Consider the following 15,817-nt stretch of genomic DNA (forward strand, 5'->3'; position numbering starts at 1 on the left):
CATGGATGCTACATTTTGGGCCCTGATCGGTCTTATCCTGTTCTTCGTCGTGATTTTCTACGTCAAGGTTCCGGCCAAGATCAACGGTTCACTGGACGAACGCGCAGAAACCATCCGCAAGGAACTGGAAGACGCACGCAAGATGCGTGAAGAAGCCCAGGCTCTTTTGTCCGAGTATCAGCGCAAGCGTCATGAAGCCGAAAGCGAAGCGGAAGCCATCATCGCAGAAGCCAACTCGGAAGCCGAGCGCCTGACGCTCGAAACCAGCCAGGCTCTGGAAGAAATGATTGCTCGCCGTACCAAGGCTGCGGAAGACAAGATTGCACAGGCTGAAAGCCAGGCAGTCGCTGAAGTCCGTGCCAAGGCCGCTGACATTGCCGTTGCCGCTGCCGAGGAAATCCTTGCAGCGAAGGTGAAGGATAAAGTCGCCGACGACATCCTCGCCAAGAGCATTGAGCAGGTGAAGGAGCGGCTGAACTAAGTTCGGTCCACTCTGCTGACGAATTGAAGAAGCGGCCTTTCGGGGCCGCTTTTTTGTTGCGGCAAGCAATTCGCTCGCTACTTGGCACTAATCGGCAGCGAACGCCATTGCTGGTTGGTGTTGACGTGCCCGAAAGCAGAGGAGTGTCGCTGACTTGCAGCGTATTTCCTGCCGTCTAAACCCAACCCGTTATGTCTGGAACCTCAAGACCCTGCAGCCAGCCTGACCGGCTTGAAACTGAGGCGATGATGAACGGTTGGCCCATGGCGTTCCAGCGCTGCCTGGTGCTGCGGCACGCCATACCCCTTGTGCTGGGCAAACCCGTAGTCCGGAAAACTGGCGTCGAGGTGGACCATCATCCGGTCTCTTGTCACCTTCGCAACGATAGAGGCAGCCGCAACGCACAGGCAGCGGCCATCGCCCTTGATCAATGCCTGTCCGGCCTGATTCAGCCCATGCGGCACATCGCGGCCGTCGACAAGAACGTAGTCGGGAACAAGTGGCAGGTGATTGACGGCGCGCACCATGGCCGAAAGGGTTGCGGTGCGAATATTGATAGCATCGATCGTTGCCGGTGAAGCGCTGGCGAGCGAGACATGGGCTGTAGCAACAATCTGCTCGAAAAGCTCTTCGCGCCGGGCTTCGGTCAGTTTCTTGGAATCATTGAGGCCAACCGGTACCCGGTCGTAATCCAGGATAACCGCGGCCGTGACCACGGGCCCAGCCCAGGGGCCACGACCGGCTTCGTCTACGCCGCAGAGCCGACCGTCAAAGGATTTCGCGTGCTTGCGCTCGATGGCAAGGTCTGGGCTATCGGGAAAGGCAAGGTCAAAGAGGGAAGGGCTGAACGTCATGAACAGCACCCTGCCGTCCGGCAGCAAGTTTCTCAAGATCTGGCTTCAAAACAGGTCCAATTGCACACCGCCTTTTTGCGGCTGGACGAAGGCCTCGGTGTTGAGCTTTCGGCGACGCAGATTGAGGCCAAGACGTTTTGCCCCCAGCGAAAACCGTTTGGCAATCTGGTCGGCATAAGGACCACGGCCGCGCATGCGCTCACCCCATTTCGCGTCATAGTCCTTGCCGCCGCGCATGGCGCGGATCAGGTTCATCACATGGCGGTAGCGGTCCGGACGCTCTCGCAGCAACCAGTCCCGAAAGAGTTCCGACACTTCCAGGGGAAGCCGTAAAAGGATGTAGGCAACCTCCGTCGCGCCATGCTCGGCTGCCGCTTCCAGAACGTTTTCAATTTCGCTGTCTGTCAGGGCTGGGATCACAGGCGCCATCATTACGGACGTGGGAATGCCCGCGTCGGAGAGAGCCCGGACGGCCTCAAGCCTTTTGTGGGGTGCAGACGCACGCGGCTCCATGGCCCGGCAGAGTTTCTTGTCGAGCGTCGTGACCGACAAGGCAACCTTCACCAGATTTCGTTCTGCCAGCCTCGACAGAATGTCGATATCTCGCGTGACCAGGGCTGACTTGGTGACGATCGCAACCGGGTGGGAGCAATTGTCCAGCACTTCCAGGATCTCACGCATCAGCTTGTAGCCGCGTTCCATAGGCTGGTAGGGATCAGTGTTCGTGCCGATGGCGATCACGCGCGGCTGATAACCGGGGCGGGAAAGTTCACGTTCAAGCAACTGTGCGGCATTGGGTTTGGCAAACAGCCTGGTTTCGAAATCCAGGCCCGGAGACAGCCCCATGAACGCGTGGCTCGGTCTGGCAAAACAGTAGATACATCCATGTTCGCAGCCCCGGTAGGGATTGATGGAGCGGTCGAAGGAAATATCCGGCGACTCGTTTCGGGTGATGATTGTGCGCGCACGCTCTTCCTGAACCTGGGTTTTCAGCGGCGGCAGGTCTTCAAGCGTTTCCCAGCCATCGTCGAAACATTCACGAGTTAATTTCTCGAAGCGGCCGGAGGCATTGAGCGCAGCCGCGCGTCCCCGCCGCCTGTGCTCGGCAACGGAGCGAACATCGGGTACAAGGCCGGTTGCGTCGGCTGGTAGTGAAATCTCATCGGGAGGACTGAAGGGCACGCGAGAACGTCCAGGTTACGAAATGGAACATAACAAGAACATTATCACGACGCCAATGCGACGCAAGATGCTGTTTACACCTTGTGGGTTTTGACCTTCAAAAGATGGTGGACTGCAGACCAGGACGGAATTCAGGAACCGCCACGATCATCGTGACCTGGCCGGCGACCAAGGTATTTGATCAGGATCGCATCCAGCGTCCCGTCGGACTGCATCTCGCGAATGGTTTCGTCGTAGCGTCCGGGAAGGCTTTTGATGTCCGGGTAGGTCGAGGCTTTGGCAAAGACGTTGTAGTAGGGCTTCGTTATCAGCGGCAGCGGTAACGTCGCCAACTGGTCCAGCCTCCCGGCCTTCTTTTCCTCGTAGAGCGTGCTGATGGTGTTCATGGGAACGGCGTCCACACGCTTTGCCAGCAGCATGCCGATCTGGAGATTGTTACTGGCGACCGTCTGAAAATCGAGGCCGGCGTTGAGGAACTCCGGCGTATAGGCGAAATCCTGCGTGATACCGATCTGCAGCCCCTTCAGATCGTCGTAGCCTTCGAAACGGATTGTCCCGGCATCTTCGGCGCGGATGAAGAAGCTCCAGCTGATGTCGATGTAGCTTTCGTCTGGATAGTTCAGGTACTCCATCCGGTCCGGCTTCTTGGAAAACAATAGCAGCATGTCCGCCCGTCCGGCGCGCGCTTCCTGTTGGATGCGGGTTCCGGATTCGACCAGTTCCAGCGAATAGGAAAGGCCGAGACGGCGCATGACTTCATCGAGAACTTCGACGTCGATACCCTTGTACACCCCGTCTTCAAGAAACTTGTATGGCTCTTCCGGGGTTGCCAGCACCACGAGGTCTCGGGCCGATGCTGTCCCGGCCAGCAAAGCCAGGGACAGAACAAACCCGGCGAGCCCCATGAAAATTCGGCCGAGCGTCTGCGTCAGGTATCCTGCGCCTGAAGTTGGCTTTTGATCGGGTGTCGTCATGGCGCGATCGCTTGGGTTCTGGTCGAAGTAAGAGCTTTCAGCTTTGGTATGCACTCTTAAGATAACATGAAATCCGGCACTTCCATTTGCCGGAGAGGGGCTATTTTCCTGAAAACCGTCAAATGGATACCGATCGGTTTCACACTGGAGCAACTTTTCACGGCCCTATGACAAATGTGAAAGAGGTACTGCTACAGCTTTCGCCCGGTCTTTTCTTTTCATGCAACCAAAGTAGACATTACCCGGCGATATATATCGCGAAGGTTGGTGGCCGATTATTGGAGTTTGTTAAGAACCCCAACAAAAAAACAGCTCCCGCTTCGTCGGCGACACTCGCACTTTGAAAAAAATCATGTAAAACTTGAGATCATGATCAGCGTCATCATTGCGACAAGAAATTCCGAAACCGAGCTCGTTCACGCGCTTTCGGCCCTGGTGCCGGCAGCTGCAGAGGGCGTTATCCGCGAAGTTATCGTGGTCGATGGTGGTTCGTCGGACAATACCGAGAAGGTTGCCGACGCGGCCGGGTGTGTCTGGATCAGCCGGGGCAATGCTTCCCGCAGCGAACGCCTTGCCTATGGCGCCTCCATGGCGAGCCGGGGCGACTGGCTATTGTTCCTGCGGCCGGAAACGCTTCTGGAAAGCGGCTGGCATCATGAGGCCCAGGCCTTCATCGAGCGGGCAGCCCGTGCCTCCAACGGTCCACGGACCGCCGCAAGCTTCCGCCTTCGCTATGAGGCTTTCGGGCTCAGTGCGCGGGTAAGCGAGTCTTTTGCAGCCTTGCGATCCCAACTGCTTGGCATGCCTTACGGTAACCAGGGCCTGCTGATCTCCAGGCAGTTTTATCAGAAGCTCGGCGGCCATCGGCCGTTGCCGGAGCTGGAAGATCTCGATATCGCCAAGCGTATCGGACGTGGGCGGATGGTGTTCCTGCGGGCTGCCGCGGTCTCTTCGGGTGAAGCCGAGCGGGAAGGGCTGTTTTCCAGGTTCCGCCAGGCTTTCGCACGCTTTTGCGTCGGTACCCTGCGCATTCCAGCGAGTGTTGCCGTCAAGCTGCACGGCTGAACAAGGCACTGCACGGTTCTGGGCGGATACGCTCTTCTTCGGTGTGGTGGCGCTCACGCCTCCCGCAGCTTGCCGCGCTTCAGGTGCTCGTCCAGCCTGGGCATGATCTCCACGAAATTGCAGGGCATGTGACGATAGTCCAGCTGCCATTTCAGGATACCGTCCCAAGCGTCCTTGCAGGCGCCCGGGGAACCGGGGAGCACGAAAATATAAGTCGCCCCGGCAACGCCGCCGGTCGCACGGGACTGGATCGTGGAGGTGCCGATCTTGTCGTAGGAGATCCGGTGAAAGACCTCCGAAAAGCCGTCCATGCGTTTTTCGAACAGAGGCTCCATAGCCTCCGGCGTCACGTCACGGCCGGTAAAGCCGGTGCCGCCGGTCGAGACGATCACATCCACGCCCTTGTCATTGATCCAGCTTTTGACGACCGCCTGAATGGCCGGAACGTCGTCGGTGACGATCTGCCTGTCCGCAAGCGTATGTCCTGCCTTTTCGATCCGGTCCACCAGCGTATTGCCGGAGCGGTCTTCTGCCAGCTTGCGCGTGTCCGATACCGTCAGCACAGCAATGTTGAGCGGAATGAACGGACGGGTTTCATCGAGACGGGACATGGCGAACTCCTTTGCTCTCCAGACATAGGCAATAGCCGCAATGGCTTCCAGAGGCAGCAAGCAAACTGTCGCGGCATTTTGATATTGAAATAAAATTACAAAAAATAACAAGATTGAGACACTTGCAAAAAAGTTAGGTCAGTATTATTGACTTAAATAACCAATCCAAAAATGCAACGAGCCAACAATGACAACCTGGGAAAGCCTATACGCCCGACGCGCCAGCCGCATGCGCGCTTCGGAAATCCGTGAACTCCTGAAACTGCTGGACCAGCCGGATGTGATCAACTTCGCCGGCGGCATTCCCGACCAGGCTCTGTTCCCCGCCGAAGCGTTCAAGGCAGCCTATCAGGAAATTCTGGCAGGTCCGGACGCGGGCCGCGCACTGCAATACGGCATGAGCGAAGGCAGCGCCCGCCTGCGCAACTGGATCGTCAACCACATGCGCCGCCTTGGCGTCGAGTGCGGGCCGGAAAATATTCTCGTCACATCCGGGTCTCAGCAGGGGCTCGATTACATCGGCAAACTGTTCCTGACGGAAGGCGATACCGCATTGGTGCAGTGGCCGACCTATCTGGGCGCATTGCAGGCTTTCAATGCCTATGAGCCCGGTTACGACCGGCTTGACCCTGGAGCCAACCGCCCTGCGGAAGATTATGCGGCAACCGCGCGCGAAAAGGGCGGACGGATCAAGTTCGCTTACCTTTCTCCCGATTTCGCCAACCCCACGGGCCTGACGGTGGATCTGGCCGAGCGACAACGCCTTTTGGCACTGGCCGGAGAACTCTCCTGTGCAGTCATCGAGGATTCGCCCTATGAGGCGCTGCGCTATGACGGCGAACCGTTGCCACCGATGCTGGCGCTTGATTGCGAAGCCTCGGGGGGCATCAACAACGCCCGCACACTATACTGCGGCAGCTTTTCCAAGTCGCTCTCACCGGGATTACGCCTCGGCTGGATCTGTGCGTCGGCTGAAGTCATCTCCAGGCTGGTTCTGATCAAGCAGGCGAGTGACCTGAATTCGCCGGTGCTCAACCAGGAAGCCATGGCCCGGGTCGCCGAAAATGTCTTTGAAGAGCATACGGCAAAGACGAATGCGGTCTACAAGTCCCGGCGCGATGCAATGCTGGCCGCGCTTGAGCGACACATGCCAGCTGGTGTCAGCTGGACCCGTCCGGATGGGGGCATGTTCATTTGGATGACCCTGCCCGAAGGTATGGACGCGGCAACTCTGCTGGAAACCTCCATTGAAACGGTGCGCGTCGCCTTCGTTCCCGGCCGTGCGTTCCATCCGGATGGCACCGGGGCGAACACCCTCCGGCTCAGCTTCTCCTGCAACGACTATCAGAAAATCGAAGAAGGTATTTCAAGGCTTGGCCGCTTGATTACCGAAACTGTCACGTCCAAGTTGTAAGTCCTTCGAGGGAAGAAGCAGGGGCGGATGTTGGAGCCGATGGCGCTGACCGACAAGCTGGACAATTATTGTGAGCGGATCGGGCCGGAGTTCTGGTCCGAGCCGCTCAATGCGCTCACCAATGCGGCTTTCCTGATTGCGGCCATTGCCGGATACATGCTCTGGCGCCGCAAGACACCGGACGATCTCTTTGCCCTTGTCCTGATCGGCATCGTCTTCGTGACCGGCCTGGGATCGTTCCTGTTTCACACCTTCGCGACACGTTGGGCGAGCCTTGCCGATGTCATCCCGATCGCGCTGTTTATCCATGTCTATCTCTTTGCGGCGCTGAACCGGTTTCTGGGTCTGTCCTGGTGGGCGGCGCTAGGCATCGTTATCGTGTTTTTCGCAGTCACGCCCTTTGCCGGGCGCGCGGTCGCACCGCTGGTCGGCTCATCAGCAGGCTATGTGCCTGCGCTGCTGGCGATCTTCGTGGTGGGGGCACTGTTTCTTCGTAAGAATGCGCGGCTCGGGCGTGAGGTGTTGCTGACAGGTGTCGTCTTTGCCGTTTCACTGACATTCCGGACGCTGGACGGCCCGGTTTGCGATCAACTTGCCATTGGCACGCATTTCCTGTGGCATATCCTGAACGGGGTCGTACTGTTTTTGCTATTACGGGTTCTCATCAGGCAGCGCGCCGGTTAAATCACACAGAGTATTCACGAAATTGCAGATCATCCTTGCGGACAGGCCGCAGAGCTTTGCAGAAAAACAATATGACCTTAGGGAAGAGGCAGGAGACAGGGACCGTCATGAGCGACAGCAGCAAGACCGGAAGTGATCTGACCGAAGCGGCCCTGTTCTATCACGAGCATCCGCGCCCGGGAAAACTGGAGATCCAGGCAATCAAGCCGCTGGGCAACCAGCGCGATCTGGCACTGGCCTATTCACCCGGCGTGGCCGCGCCGTGCCTTGCGATTGCCGACAATCCGGCACTGGCAGCCAATTACACCTCGCGCGGCAATCTGGTCGCCGTCATCTCAAACGGCACGGCAGTGCTCGGCCTCGGCAACATCGGTCCGCTGGCATCCAAGCCGGTGATGGAAGGCAAGGCGGTTCTCTTCAAGAAATTCGCCGGCATCGACGTCTTCGATATCGAGGTGGCCCAGACCGACGTTGAAAAATTCGTTGATGCGGTTTCGGTTCTGGAGCCGACCTTTGGCGGTATCAACCTGGAAGACATCAAGGCACCCGAATGCTTCATGATTGAATCGAAGCTCCGGGAACGTATGAAGATCCCGGTCTTTCATGACGATCAGCATGGCACGGCGATCATCGTCGGTGCCGCGGTTCGCAACGGTCTGGACCTTGCCGGCAAGAAGATCGAGGAAGCCAAGATTGTGGCGTCCGGTGCGGGCGCGGCTGCGCTTGCCTGCCTCAACATGCTCGTCTCGCTGGGGGCGAAGCGGGAGAACATCTGGGTTACCGACATTGAAGGCGTCGTCTATGAAGGCCGCGAGGCGCTGATGGACGAATGGAAGGCGGTCTTTGCCCAGAAGACGGATTTGAGGTCGCTCGATCAGGTAATCGACGGCGCCGATGTCTTCCTGGGGCTGTCCGCTGCCGGCGTGCTGAAGCCGGGCATGGTGGAAAAGATGGGCAAGGGCCCGCTGATCCTGGCGCTCGCCAACCCCAACCCGGAAATCATGCCGGAGGACGCCAAGGCTGTCCGTGACGACGTGGTCATGTGTACCGGACGGTCCGACTACCCGAACCAGGTCAACAACGTCCTGTGCTTCCCCTACATCTTCCGGGGCGCGCTCGACGTCGGGGCGACCACCATCAACGAGGAAATGAAGCGGGCCGCCGTGGAGGCAATTGCCGGCCTTGCGCGCGAGGAACCGTCCGACGTTGCAGCCCGTGCCTACGGCGGCAAGACCGAAACCTTCGGACCGAACTACCTGATCCCTTCGCCGTTTGATCAGCGCCTGATCCTGCGCATTGCACCGGCTGTTGCCAAGGCGGCCATGGCAACAGGTGTCGCCACGCGCCCGATCGAGGATTTTACAGCCTATCTGGACCGGCTGAACCGTTTTGTCTTCCGGTCCGGCCTCATCATGAAGCCGATCATCCAGAACGCCAGCAAGGACCCGCAGCGGATCATTTATGCCGAAGGCGAGGACGAACGTGTTCTTCGTGCCGCTCAGGTGCTGATCGAGGACAATATCGCCAAGCCGATCCTGGTTGGCCGTCCGGATGTTCTGCAGCAACGCTGCGAACGCTTTGGCCTGCGCATTCGTCCCGATGTCGATTTCGAGTTCGTCAACCCGCAGGACGATCCGCGCTACCGTGAATATGTCGACGAATATTTCGAGTGTGTCGGCCGCAAAGGCATGCCGCCCAACGCGGCGCGGACGGTCGTGCGCACCAACACCACGGTGATTTCCGCCCTTGCGGTGCGCCGCGGCGATGCCGATGCGGTCATTTGCGGTCTGGAAGGCCGGTTCATCCGCCATCTGCGGGACATCAAGCAGGTGATCGGCGTTTGCGAGACGGCCAGGGACCTTTCGGCCATGTCGCTGCTGATCAACTCGCAAGGGGCGATATTCCTGTCGGATACCTTCGTGACGGAAGACCCGACCGCCGAAGAGATCTCCGAAATGGCAAACCTCGCGGCTGAGGAAATCCGGCGCTTCGGTATCGAACCGAAGATCGCCCTGCTGTCGCTTTCCAACTTTGGTTCTCGCGACACGGCGTCCTCGCGCAAGATGCGCGAAGCGCTGGAGATGATCTGGAAGCGTTACCCGGAACTGGAAGTCGATGGCGAAATGCACGGCGACAGCGCGCTCAGCGTGGAGCTGCGCGAGCGGGTGATGCCGGGCAGCAAGTTGAAGGGAGAGGCCAACCTGCTTCTGTTCCCGAACCTGGATGCGGCCAACATTGCCCATAACCTTCTGAAAGTTTCGACCCAGGCGCTTCATGTCGGACCGATCCTTCTGGGCACGGCCAAGCCCGCGCATATCCTGACACCGTCTGTCACGTCGCGCGGCGTGGTGAACATGTCGGCACTTGCCAGCGTCGAGGCACAGACCCGGTCCGCCGGCTAGTCCTGCTTCAAATCGCGCCTTCTGTTGAACAAGGCGGACCGGTACAACCGGTCCGCTTTTCCATTTTTTAAACGGCCTGCCATGACCCTTGTGAAACAGCCAGCCGACTGCGTCAGCAAAACGGATATCCGCACCGCAATTGATGCGCTTGACGAAGAACTCCTGCAGCTCTTTGCCCGTCGCCAGGGCTATGTCCGGCGGATGGCGGACCTGAAACAGCATCCTGATGAGGCCTTTGATCACCAGAGGATTGAAACAATGGTGGCTGCACTGAAAGACCGGGCGGAAGAATTGGGGCTGGAAGGCGCGCAGGCGGAAGCGGTCTGGCGGACGCTGATCGACTGGAACGTGGCCTTCGAGAAGCGAACGATCGCCGCACGGCTCGAGGGGCTGCAGGACGGGCCGACGAAACCGGGCTCCGATTTTTAGCACCGTGCCGGGTTTTCCAGACCGTTCAGGCTCCTACTTATCAGGGAGTATGGATCGTCCGTGGAGCCCCAATGACCCTGAATTCGCATCTTCTTCCAGGCGTGGCCGCAATGGCCGCAGCGCTCGTCCTGCCGATTGTCCCTGCCGCTCTAGCCCAGTCCGGGGTTCAGCTGGAAACCGTTGCCGCGGGATTGTCCTACCCATGGAGCGTCGCTTTCCTTCCGGAGGAGGGCTACCTGGTGACGGAACGCGACGGGACTGTGAAGCACATTGATGCATCCGGCAGGCAGAGCGAAGTTACCGGCGTTCCGGAAGTCTTTGCCCAAGGACAGGGTGGTCTGCTGGACGTGGCGCTCAGCCCGGACTTTGCCACCGACCGGACGGTCTTTCTGTCCTATTCCCAGGGATCGGCGGAGGGCGCCGGCACATCCCTGTTCCGGGCGAAGCTTACCGGTGCCTTTGAGGGAGGCTTCGCGCTGGAAGATGGCGAGACGATCTTTTCCGGCAACAACAAGGCTTACGGAGGCCGCCACTTCGGATCACGCCTCGTTTTTGCGCCCGATGGCACCTTGTTCATGACCGTCGGTGAGCGGGGAGACGGTGAGCGTGCTCAGGATACCTCGGACCACGCCGGGTCCGTGTTGCGTCTGACGAGGGACGGTCAACCTGCTCCGGGCAATCCCTTTATCGGGCAGGAAGGCTACAAGCCGGAAATTTGGTCCTATGGTCATCGCAATCCGCAGTCGGCTGCGATCCATCCTGAAACCGGCGTATTGTGGACAGTTGAACACGGGGCACGAGGCGGCGACGAAATCAATATTCCCGAAGCCGGAAAGAACTATGGCTGGCCGGTGATTTCCTACGGACGCCATTACTCGGGGGCAACCATCGGTCAAGGCACGTCGAAGGAAGGCATGGAACAGCCGGTTCACTATTGGGATCCCTCCATCGCTCCGTCCGGCATGGCCTTTGTAACCAGCGACCGATATCCAGACTGGAAGGGCGACATGCTGGTCGGTGCGCTGGCTGGACAACACCTTGCCCGTGTTGACCTCGACGGCGGAACCGTTGTCGGCGAGGAAAAGCTGCTGACGGATCTTGGCGAGCGGATACGCGATGTCCGGCAGGGCCCCGATGGCTACGTCTATGTACTGACAGACAGCGACGATGGCCGGTTGCTGCGGCTGCAACCTTGAGGCAGGCCGAACTTTTTGAGCTGTAAGCGCTTTTGCGGCTTCTTTGCTTGACATTAGGGCCGTTCCCGACGATATACCGCACTGCAACCGCTGCCGCGTGAGCAGAGAGTGCGCCCCGGACAAGAGAAGTTTCTTGGCGGGCAGTCGCAAGAGGGTTGCCACTTCAAGAACCCAATGAGGGGTTCAACCAGTTCCCATTTCACGCGAGGGTCTGGCGGCAGAGAGACCGGGTAGCGATGGCTGCCGGCTGTGCCGCATTCCAACTTCAAGTCGCACCGTCAATGACGTGCGGCTTAACAAGCGTTTGTTTCGCTTGAACCAAGGATTTTATATTGACCGACTTTCAAAGCCTGGGACTCTCCAATGGCCTTGTGACTGCCGTTACCGAAAACGGCTATGACGCTCCGACACCGATCCAGCAAAAAGCCATCCCGTTGATCCTGGAAGGCCGGGACCTCATGGGTCTGGCACAGACGGGTACGGGCAAGACGGCTGCTTTCGGCCTGCCGTTGATCGACCGGCTTCTCCTGGAGAAGAAAAGAGCCGTTCCCAAGGGCACACGGGCGCTGATTCTGGCCCCGACCCGCGAACTGGTGAACCAGATCGCAAAGAACCTGATTTCCTTCCTGAAGCATACGCCGCTGCGGGTTTCCTCCGTTGTCGGTGGTGTGTCCATCAACGGCCAGATCAAGCGGCTCTCAAAGGGCACCGACATTCTGGTGGCAACACCGGGCCGGCTGCTGGACCTGGTAGATCGTGAAGCGATCGACCTGCGCACCGCTTCCTACCTGGTGCTCGATGAAGCTGACCAGATGCTCGATCTGGGCTTCATTCATGCCCTGCGCCGGATCGCGGGCCTGGTGGCCGACAAGCGCCAGACCTTGCTGTTCTCCGCGACCATGCCGAAGCAGATCAACGAGCTGGCACAGTCCTATCTGCGCAACCCGGAGAGGGTCGAAGTTGCTCCGGCCGGCAAGACCGCTGACAAGGTTACCCAGTCGGTTCATTTCATGGACAAGAACGACAAGGGCGACTTCCTGGTCGATCAGCTTCGTGACAAGCCGGACGGGCTGTCGCTGGTGTTCTGCCGCACCAAGCACGGCGCGGAACGGCTGATGCGCAAGCTGGCGCATTCCGGAATTTCCGCTGGCTCGATCCATGGCAACAAGAGCCAGAACCAGCGTGACCGCGCGATCAAGGATCTGCGGGAAGGCACCATCAACGTGCTTGTGGCAACCGATGTTGCCGCTCGCGGCATTGATATTCCGGGTGTCAGCCACGTTTATAACTTCGAGCTGCCGGAAGTTGCAGAAGCCTACGTTCACCGAATCGGCCGTACGGCCCGCGCCGGTGCGGAAGGTGAGGCGATTGCCCTGTGTGCTCCGGAGGAAATCGGTCTCTTCCGCCAGATCGAGAAGCTGATCGGTATCGATATCACGGTTGCCGGTGGTGAAATTCCGCCGATGTCCGCGGCTGCCGGGCGCGCAAAGCGCGGCGGAAACCGGAATGGCAACAGCAAGCCGGGCGGCAAGAAGCCGTTCCGCAAGCAGTCGTCCTCCGGCGCCAACGACAACGCGTCCGAAAACCGTCGTCCTCCGCGTCGCCGTCGTCAGAACACACGCAGAGATGCAGCCTGAAGACTGACGGGTTACGTCGCAGTTCATGGTGATGTGAAAAAAATTGCACCGGGAAGTGGCCTTCCCGGTGCCGAACCTTGTGGTCGATGGGTTTCAGAACTGTTGAAACAGTACTGAATGAATTTGGTGGATGAACCGCCTGATCCGAACCAGAACCGCCGCCGGCTGGTTATGACCCTGCTGTCTTCCTGTCCACAAGGTATCCAACCGCTTGCGCGGCTCGATCTCGTTAAGCTTTCGGGAAAACCGCGGGAACTCCGCGAAGAACTTGTAGAAAGTCACCAAGATCTTGGTGATTTGCTACAAATTTGCCCCGTGAAAGTAAAAGTAAATTAACCAACGCGAGACTGCAATCACAACCAGCTGGTCGCTATTTGGTATGTGGATAAATATATTTATCAGTAATATCAGCTAGTTAGTTTGTTTTTGGTGAAATGGCGATGGATTTGACGAACAACCTCAGATGGAGTTGATGGTTGAGTAGTTGAAATAAACGCTTAGATTTCAAAGAATTGGCTAATTCATTTTCTTAATTTATTGTTATATAGAAAAAATTTATAGACCCTCTGAAGGTCGATAAGTTCCTTATCGCCTTGTTTGTAAACGGAAAAAACCGGCAATAGTTATACTGTCAAATATCGCGATGTATTGATCGGTATTTTCGGACAACCCTTATTTTCCAGGCTCCGTGTTTTCAGTTGAGGCGTATTCCCGGCATTTTTTGACCAGTTGGTATAATTTTGTCTTTTGGAGTCATAACAAGTTTTTATTCGTCTCATTATTTATTTGACCTTGCCGTAGGGGGAGTTTATTCCGGCGCCATCACGGTTTTGGTTAACAGAATTAAACAAATCGAAACCCGAAAAAAATCCAGATCATCTCTGGGATAAATGTGCACGCTGGCTCCATCGGGACCAACGACCTCATAAGAATTGCCCGTTGTTAATACGGGTACGAACTTGTGGCGCGGGCAACCACGCGGCAGCAAGCGGAGTGGCATGTCCACTCGGCCTTGTCCGTGTGTTTGACAACCGCAACAGGCTGGACCCCCACATACGCCAGCCTGATTACGACCCATCGGCCGCAAGACTGCAGCACCGGGAAGGCTTCCTTTCCGGTGCTGTTCGTTTTTTCAAGGCACAAAAAAACCACGGGTTTCCCCGTGGCTTTCAATGTTTTCCAGTTTGGCAGCGAACCTTACATGTTCGGATAGTTCGGACCACCGGAACCTTCCGGAACGGTCCAGTTGATGTTGCCGTTCGGGTCCTTGATGTCGCAGGTCTTGCAGTGGACGCAGTTCTGCGCATTGATCTGGAACCGCGGCGCATCTTCGCCTTCCTCGATCCACTCGTATACGCCAGCCGGGCAATAGCGGTTGGACGGACCGGCGAAGACATCGTGTTCCGAGCGCTTCTGCAGTGCCTCGTCCTTCACCTTCAGATGGATCGGCTGATCCTCTTCGTGGTTGGTGTTGGAGAGGAACACCGAAGACAGCTTGTCGAAGGAAACGACACCATCCGGCTTCGGATAGTCGATCTTCTTGCAGTCCTTGGCCGGTTTCAGGGTGTCGGCGTCCTTCTTGCCGTGTTTCATGGTGCCGAAGAAGGAGAAGCCGAACAGCTCGTTGGTCCACATGTCGAGACCGCCGAGGGCAACACCGATAGCGGTGCCGAATTTGGACCACAGCGGCTTTGCGTTGCGCACGCGCCAGAGATCCTTGCCGATCGGGCTTTCGCGCCAGGCTGTGTCGTAATTGGCCAGCTCGTTGTGTGCTTCGCCGCGGCCGATTGCGGCCATGACTTCTTCTGCCGCCAGCATGCCGGACAGCATGGCATTGTGGGAGCCCTTGATCCGCGGCACGTTGACGAAGCCTGCGGAACAACCCATCAGCAGACCGCCGGGGAACGAGAGTTTCGGCACGGACTGGAAACCGCCTTCGGTAATGGCACGGGCACCATAGGAAATGCGCTTGCCGCCTTCGAAGGTGTCACGGATCGCCGGGTGCGTCTTGAAACGCTGGAACTCGTCAAAGGGCGACAGCCAGGGATTCTCGTAGTTGAGGTGAACCACGAAGCCGACAGCGACCTGGTTGTCTTCCAGGTGATAGAGGAACGAGCCGCCACCGGTCTTGCCGTCAAGCGGCCAGCCGAAGGAATGCTGTACCAGGCCAAGCCGGTGCTTCTCCGGGTCGATCTGCCACAGCTCCTTGATGCCGATGCCGAATTTCGGCACGTCGCTGTCCTTGTCGAGGTCGAATTTCTCGATCAGTTGCTTGGCCAGAGAGCCACGTGCGCCTTCACCGATCAGGGTGTATTTGCCGCGCAGCTCCATGCCGCGCGTGAACATGGCATTGGGTTTGCCATCCCGGCCGATGCCCATGTCGCCCGTCGCAACACCAACCACGTTGCCATTGTCGTCATAGAGGATCTCGGCAGCTGCAAAGCCCGGGTAGATTTCAACGCCGAGCGCTTCAGCCTTTTCGGCCAGCCAGCGGCAGACATTGCCAAGCGAGACGATGTAATTGCCGTGGTTGTTCATGAGTTTCGGCATGAACATGTTCGGCAACCGCATGGAACCTGCCGGCCCCAGCACGAGGAAGTGGTCGTCGGTAACCGCCGTCTTGATCGGCGTGTCTTCTTCGCGCCATTCCGGAAGCAGCTTGTCGAGAGCGATCGGATCAATCACGGCGCCGGAGAGAATATGCGCGCCGACCTCGGACCCTTTTTCCAGTACGACAACGCTCAGCTCTTCGCCCTTGTCGTTGGCGATCTGTTTCAGCCGGATCGCAGCTGCAAGACCGGCGGGCCCTGCGCCTACGATCACAACATCCACATCCATGCTTTCGCGTTCGCCAAGCGCTTCTTGTTCGCTCATCTTTTTCTCCCTCC

The 15,817-nt window shown here is 58.1% G+C and carries 14 protein-coding genes; 9 read left to right on the top strand and 5 right to left on the bottom strand.

Going from position 1 to position 15,817, the window contains the following annotated elements; translation table 11 throughout:
* Position 1: 1 nt before the first annotated feature.
* Positions 2-481: a F0F1 ATP synthase subunit B gene (locus tag J7447_RS00395; protein WP_023001967.1), complete on the top strand. Its 480-nt coding sequence runs from the start codon at positions 2-4 to the stop codon at positions 479-481.
* Between the two features lie 203 nt (positions 482-684).
* On the opposite strand, the gene J7447_RS00400 is transcribed toward J7447_RS00395, so the two are convergent.
* The 3 genes from J7447_RS00400 to J7447_RS00410 form a co-directional block, all read right to left on the bottom strand.
* Positions 685-1,335 (bottom strand): ribonuclease HII, encoded by a 651-nt coding sequence (locus J7447_RS00400; RefSeq protein WP_209168440.1) that lies wholly within the window; start codon positions 1,333-1,335, stop codon positions 685-687.
* 45 nt (positions 1,336-1,380) lie between these two features.
* Entirely contained in the window at positions 1,381-2,493 is a 1,113-nt protein-coding gene (locus tag J7447_RS00405) for a PA0069 family radical SAM protein (RefSeq protein ID WP_353653752.1), read from the bottom strand.
* A gap of 155 nt (positions 2,494-2,648) precedes the next feature.
* Positions 2,649-3,491 carry a transporter substrate-binding domain-containing protein gene (locus J7447_RS00410; RefSeq protein WP_208984432.1) on the bottom strand — a complete coding sequence of 281 codons (843 nt, stop codon included), beginning with the start codon at positions 3,489-3,491 and terminating at the stop codon, positions 2,649-2,651.
* A gap of 369 nt (positions 3,492-3,860) precedes the next feature.
* On the opposite strand from J7447_RS00410, the gene J7447_RS00415 reads away from it, so the two are divergent.
* On the top strand, positions 3,861-4,556 hold the full coding sequence (locus J7447_RS00415) for a glycosyltransferase (RefSeq protein WP_209168442.1): 696 nt from the start codon (positions 3,861-3,863) through the stop codon (positions 4,554-4,556).
* A 53-nt stretch (positions 4,557-4,609) separates the two neighbouring features.
* Here the strand turns inward: J7447_RS00415 and moaB are convergent, their stop codons facing one another.
* Positions 4,610-5,167 carry a molybdenum cofactor biosynthesis protein B gene (moaB, locus tag J7447_RS00420; protein ID WP_168686163.1) on the bottom strand — a complete coding sequence of 186 codons (558 nt, stop codon included), beginning with the start codon at positions 5,165-5,167 and terminating at the stop codon, positions 4,610-4,612.
* A gap of 187 nt (positions 5,168-5,354) precedes the next feature.
* Between moaB and J7447_RS00425 the strand changes: the two genes are divergently transcribed.
* From J7447_RS00425 to J7447_RS00455, 7 genes are all read left to right on the top strand, one after another.
* Positions 5,355-6,581, top strand: coding sequence for a PLP-dependent aminotransferase family protein (locus tag J7447_RS00425; RefSeq protein ID WP_209168443.1), 1,227 nt, complete (start codon positions 5,355-5,357; stop codon positions 6,579-6,581).
* A gap of 27 nt (positions 6,582-6,608) precedes the next feature.
* The gene (locus J7447_RS00430; protein WP_353653734.1) at positions 6,609-7,265 is read left to right on the top strand and encodes a ceramidase domain-containing protein; all 657 of its coding nucleotides are present in this window, start codon (positions 6,609-6,611) and stop codon (positions 7,263-7,265) included.
* 107 nt (positions 7,266-7,372) lie between these two features.
* Positions 7,373-9,667 carry an NADP-dependent malic enzyme gene (locus J7447_RS00435; protein ID WP_023001959.1) on the top strand — a complete coding sequence of 765 codons (2,295 nt, stop codon included), beginning with the start codon at positions 7,373-7,375 and terminating at the stop codon, positions 9,665-9,667.
* An 81-nt stretch (positions 9,668-9,748) separates the two neighbouring features.
* On the top strand, positions 9,749-10,096 hold the full coding sequence (locus tag J7447_RS00440) for a chorismate mutase (protein WP_031269713.1): 348 nt from the start codon (positions 9,749-9,751) through the stop codon (positions 10,094-10,096).
* Between the two features lie 71 nt (positions 10,097-10,167).
* Positions 10,168-11,292: a PQQ-dependent sugar dehydrogenase gene (locus tag J7447_RS00445; RefSeq protein ID WP_209168444.1), complete on the top strand. Its 1,125-nt coding sequence runs from the start codon at positions 10,168-10,170 to the stop codon at positions 11,290-11,292.
* A gap of 332 nt (positions 11,293-11,624) precedes the next feature.
* Positions 11,625-12,929 carry a DEAD/DEAH box helicase gene (locus J7447_RS00450; RefSeq protein WP_023001956.1) on the top strand — a complete coding sequence of 435 codons (1,305 nt, stop codon included), beginning with the start codon at positions 11,625-11,627 and terminating at the stop codon, positions 12,927-12,929.
* Between the two features lie 117 nt (positions 12,930-13,046).
* Positions 13,047-13,265: a hypothetical protein gene (locus tag J7447_RS00455; protein WP_139314097.1), complete on the top strand. Its 219-nt coding sequence runs from the start codon at positions 13,047-13,049 to the stop codon at positions 13,263-13,265.
* Between the two features lie 861 nt (positions 13,266-14,126).
* On the opposite strand, the gene J7447_RS00460 is transcribed toward J7447_RS00455, so the two are convergent.
* Positions 14,127-15,803 (bottom strand): electron transfer flavoprotein-ubiquinone oxidoreductase, encoded by a 1,677-nt coding sequence (locus J7447_RS00460; protein ID WP_023001953.1) that lies wholly within the window; start codon positions 15,801-15,803, stop codon positions 14,127-14,129.
* Positions 15,804-15,817 lie beyond the last annotated feature (14 nt).

The organism is Labrenzia sp. R5_0 (assembly GCF_017743835.1).
Classification (GTDB): Bacteria; Pseudomonadota; Alphaproteobacteria; order Rhizobiales; family Stappiaceae; genus Roseibium; species Roseibium algicola.

Bases quoted from the DNA above. Each gene is read 5' to 3' on its own strand.
- J7447_RS00395 (WP_023001967.1), top strand. From the start codon at position 2: ATGGATGCTACATTTTGGGCCCTGATCGGTCTTATCCTGTTCTTCGTC.
- J7447_RS00400 (WP_209168440.1), bottom strand. From the start codon at position 1,335: ATGACGTTCAGCCCTTCCCTCTTTGACCTTGCCTTTCCCGATAGCCCA.
- J7447_RS00410 (WP_208984432.1), bottom strand. From the start codon at position 3,491: ATGACGACACCCGATCAAAAGCCAACTTCAGGCGCAGGATACCTGACG.
- J7447_RS00415 (WP_209168442.1), top strand. From the start codon at position 3,861: ATGATCAGCGTCATCATTGCGACAAGAAATTCCGAAACCGAGCTCGTT.
- moaB (WP_168686163.1), bottom strand. From the start codon at position 5,167: ATGTCCCGTCTCGATGAAACCCGTCCGTTCATTCCGCTCAACATTGCT.
- J7447_RS00425 (WP_209168443.1), top strand. From the start codon at position 5,355: ATGACAACCTGGGAAAGCCTATACGCCCGACGCGCCAGCCGCATGCGC.
- J7447_RS00430 (WP_353653734.1), top strand. From the start codon at position 6,609: ATGTTGGAGCCGATGGCGCTGACCGACAAGCTGGACAATTATTGTGAG.
- J7447_RS00435 (WP_023001959.1), top strand. From the start codon at position 7,373: ATGAGCGACAGCAGCAAGACCGGAAGTGATCTGACCGAAGCGGCCCTG.
- J7447_RS00440 (WP_031269713.1), top strand. From the start codon at position 9,749: ATGACCCTTGTGAAACAGCCAGCCGACTGCGTCAGCAAAACGGATATC.
- J7447_RS00445 (WP_209168444.1), top strand. From the start codon at position 10,168: ATGACCCTGAATTCGCATCTTCTTCCAGGCGTGGCCGCAATGGCCGCA.
- J7447_RS00455 (WP_139314097.1), top strand. From the start codon at position 13,047: ATGAATTTGGTGGATGAACCGCCTGATCCGAACCAGAACCGCCGCCGG.
- J7447_RS00460 (WP_023001953.1), bottom strand. From the start codon at position 15,803: ATGAGCGAACAAGAAGCGCTTGGCGAACGCGAAAGCATGGATGTGGAT.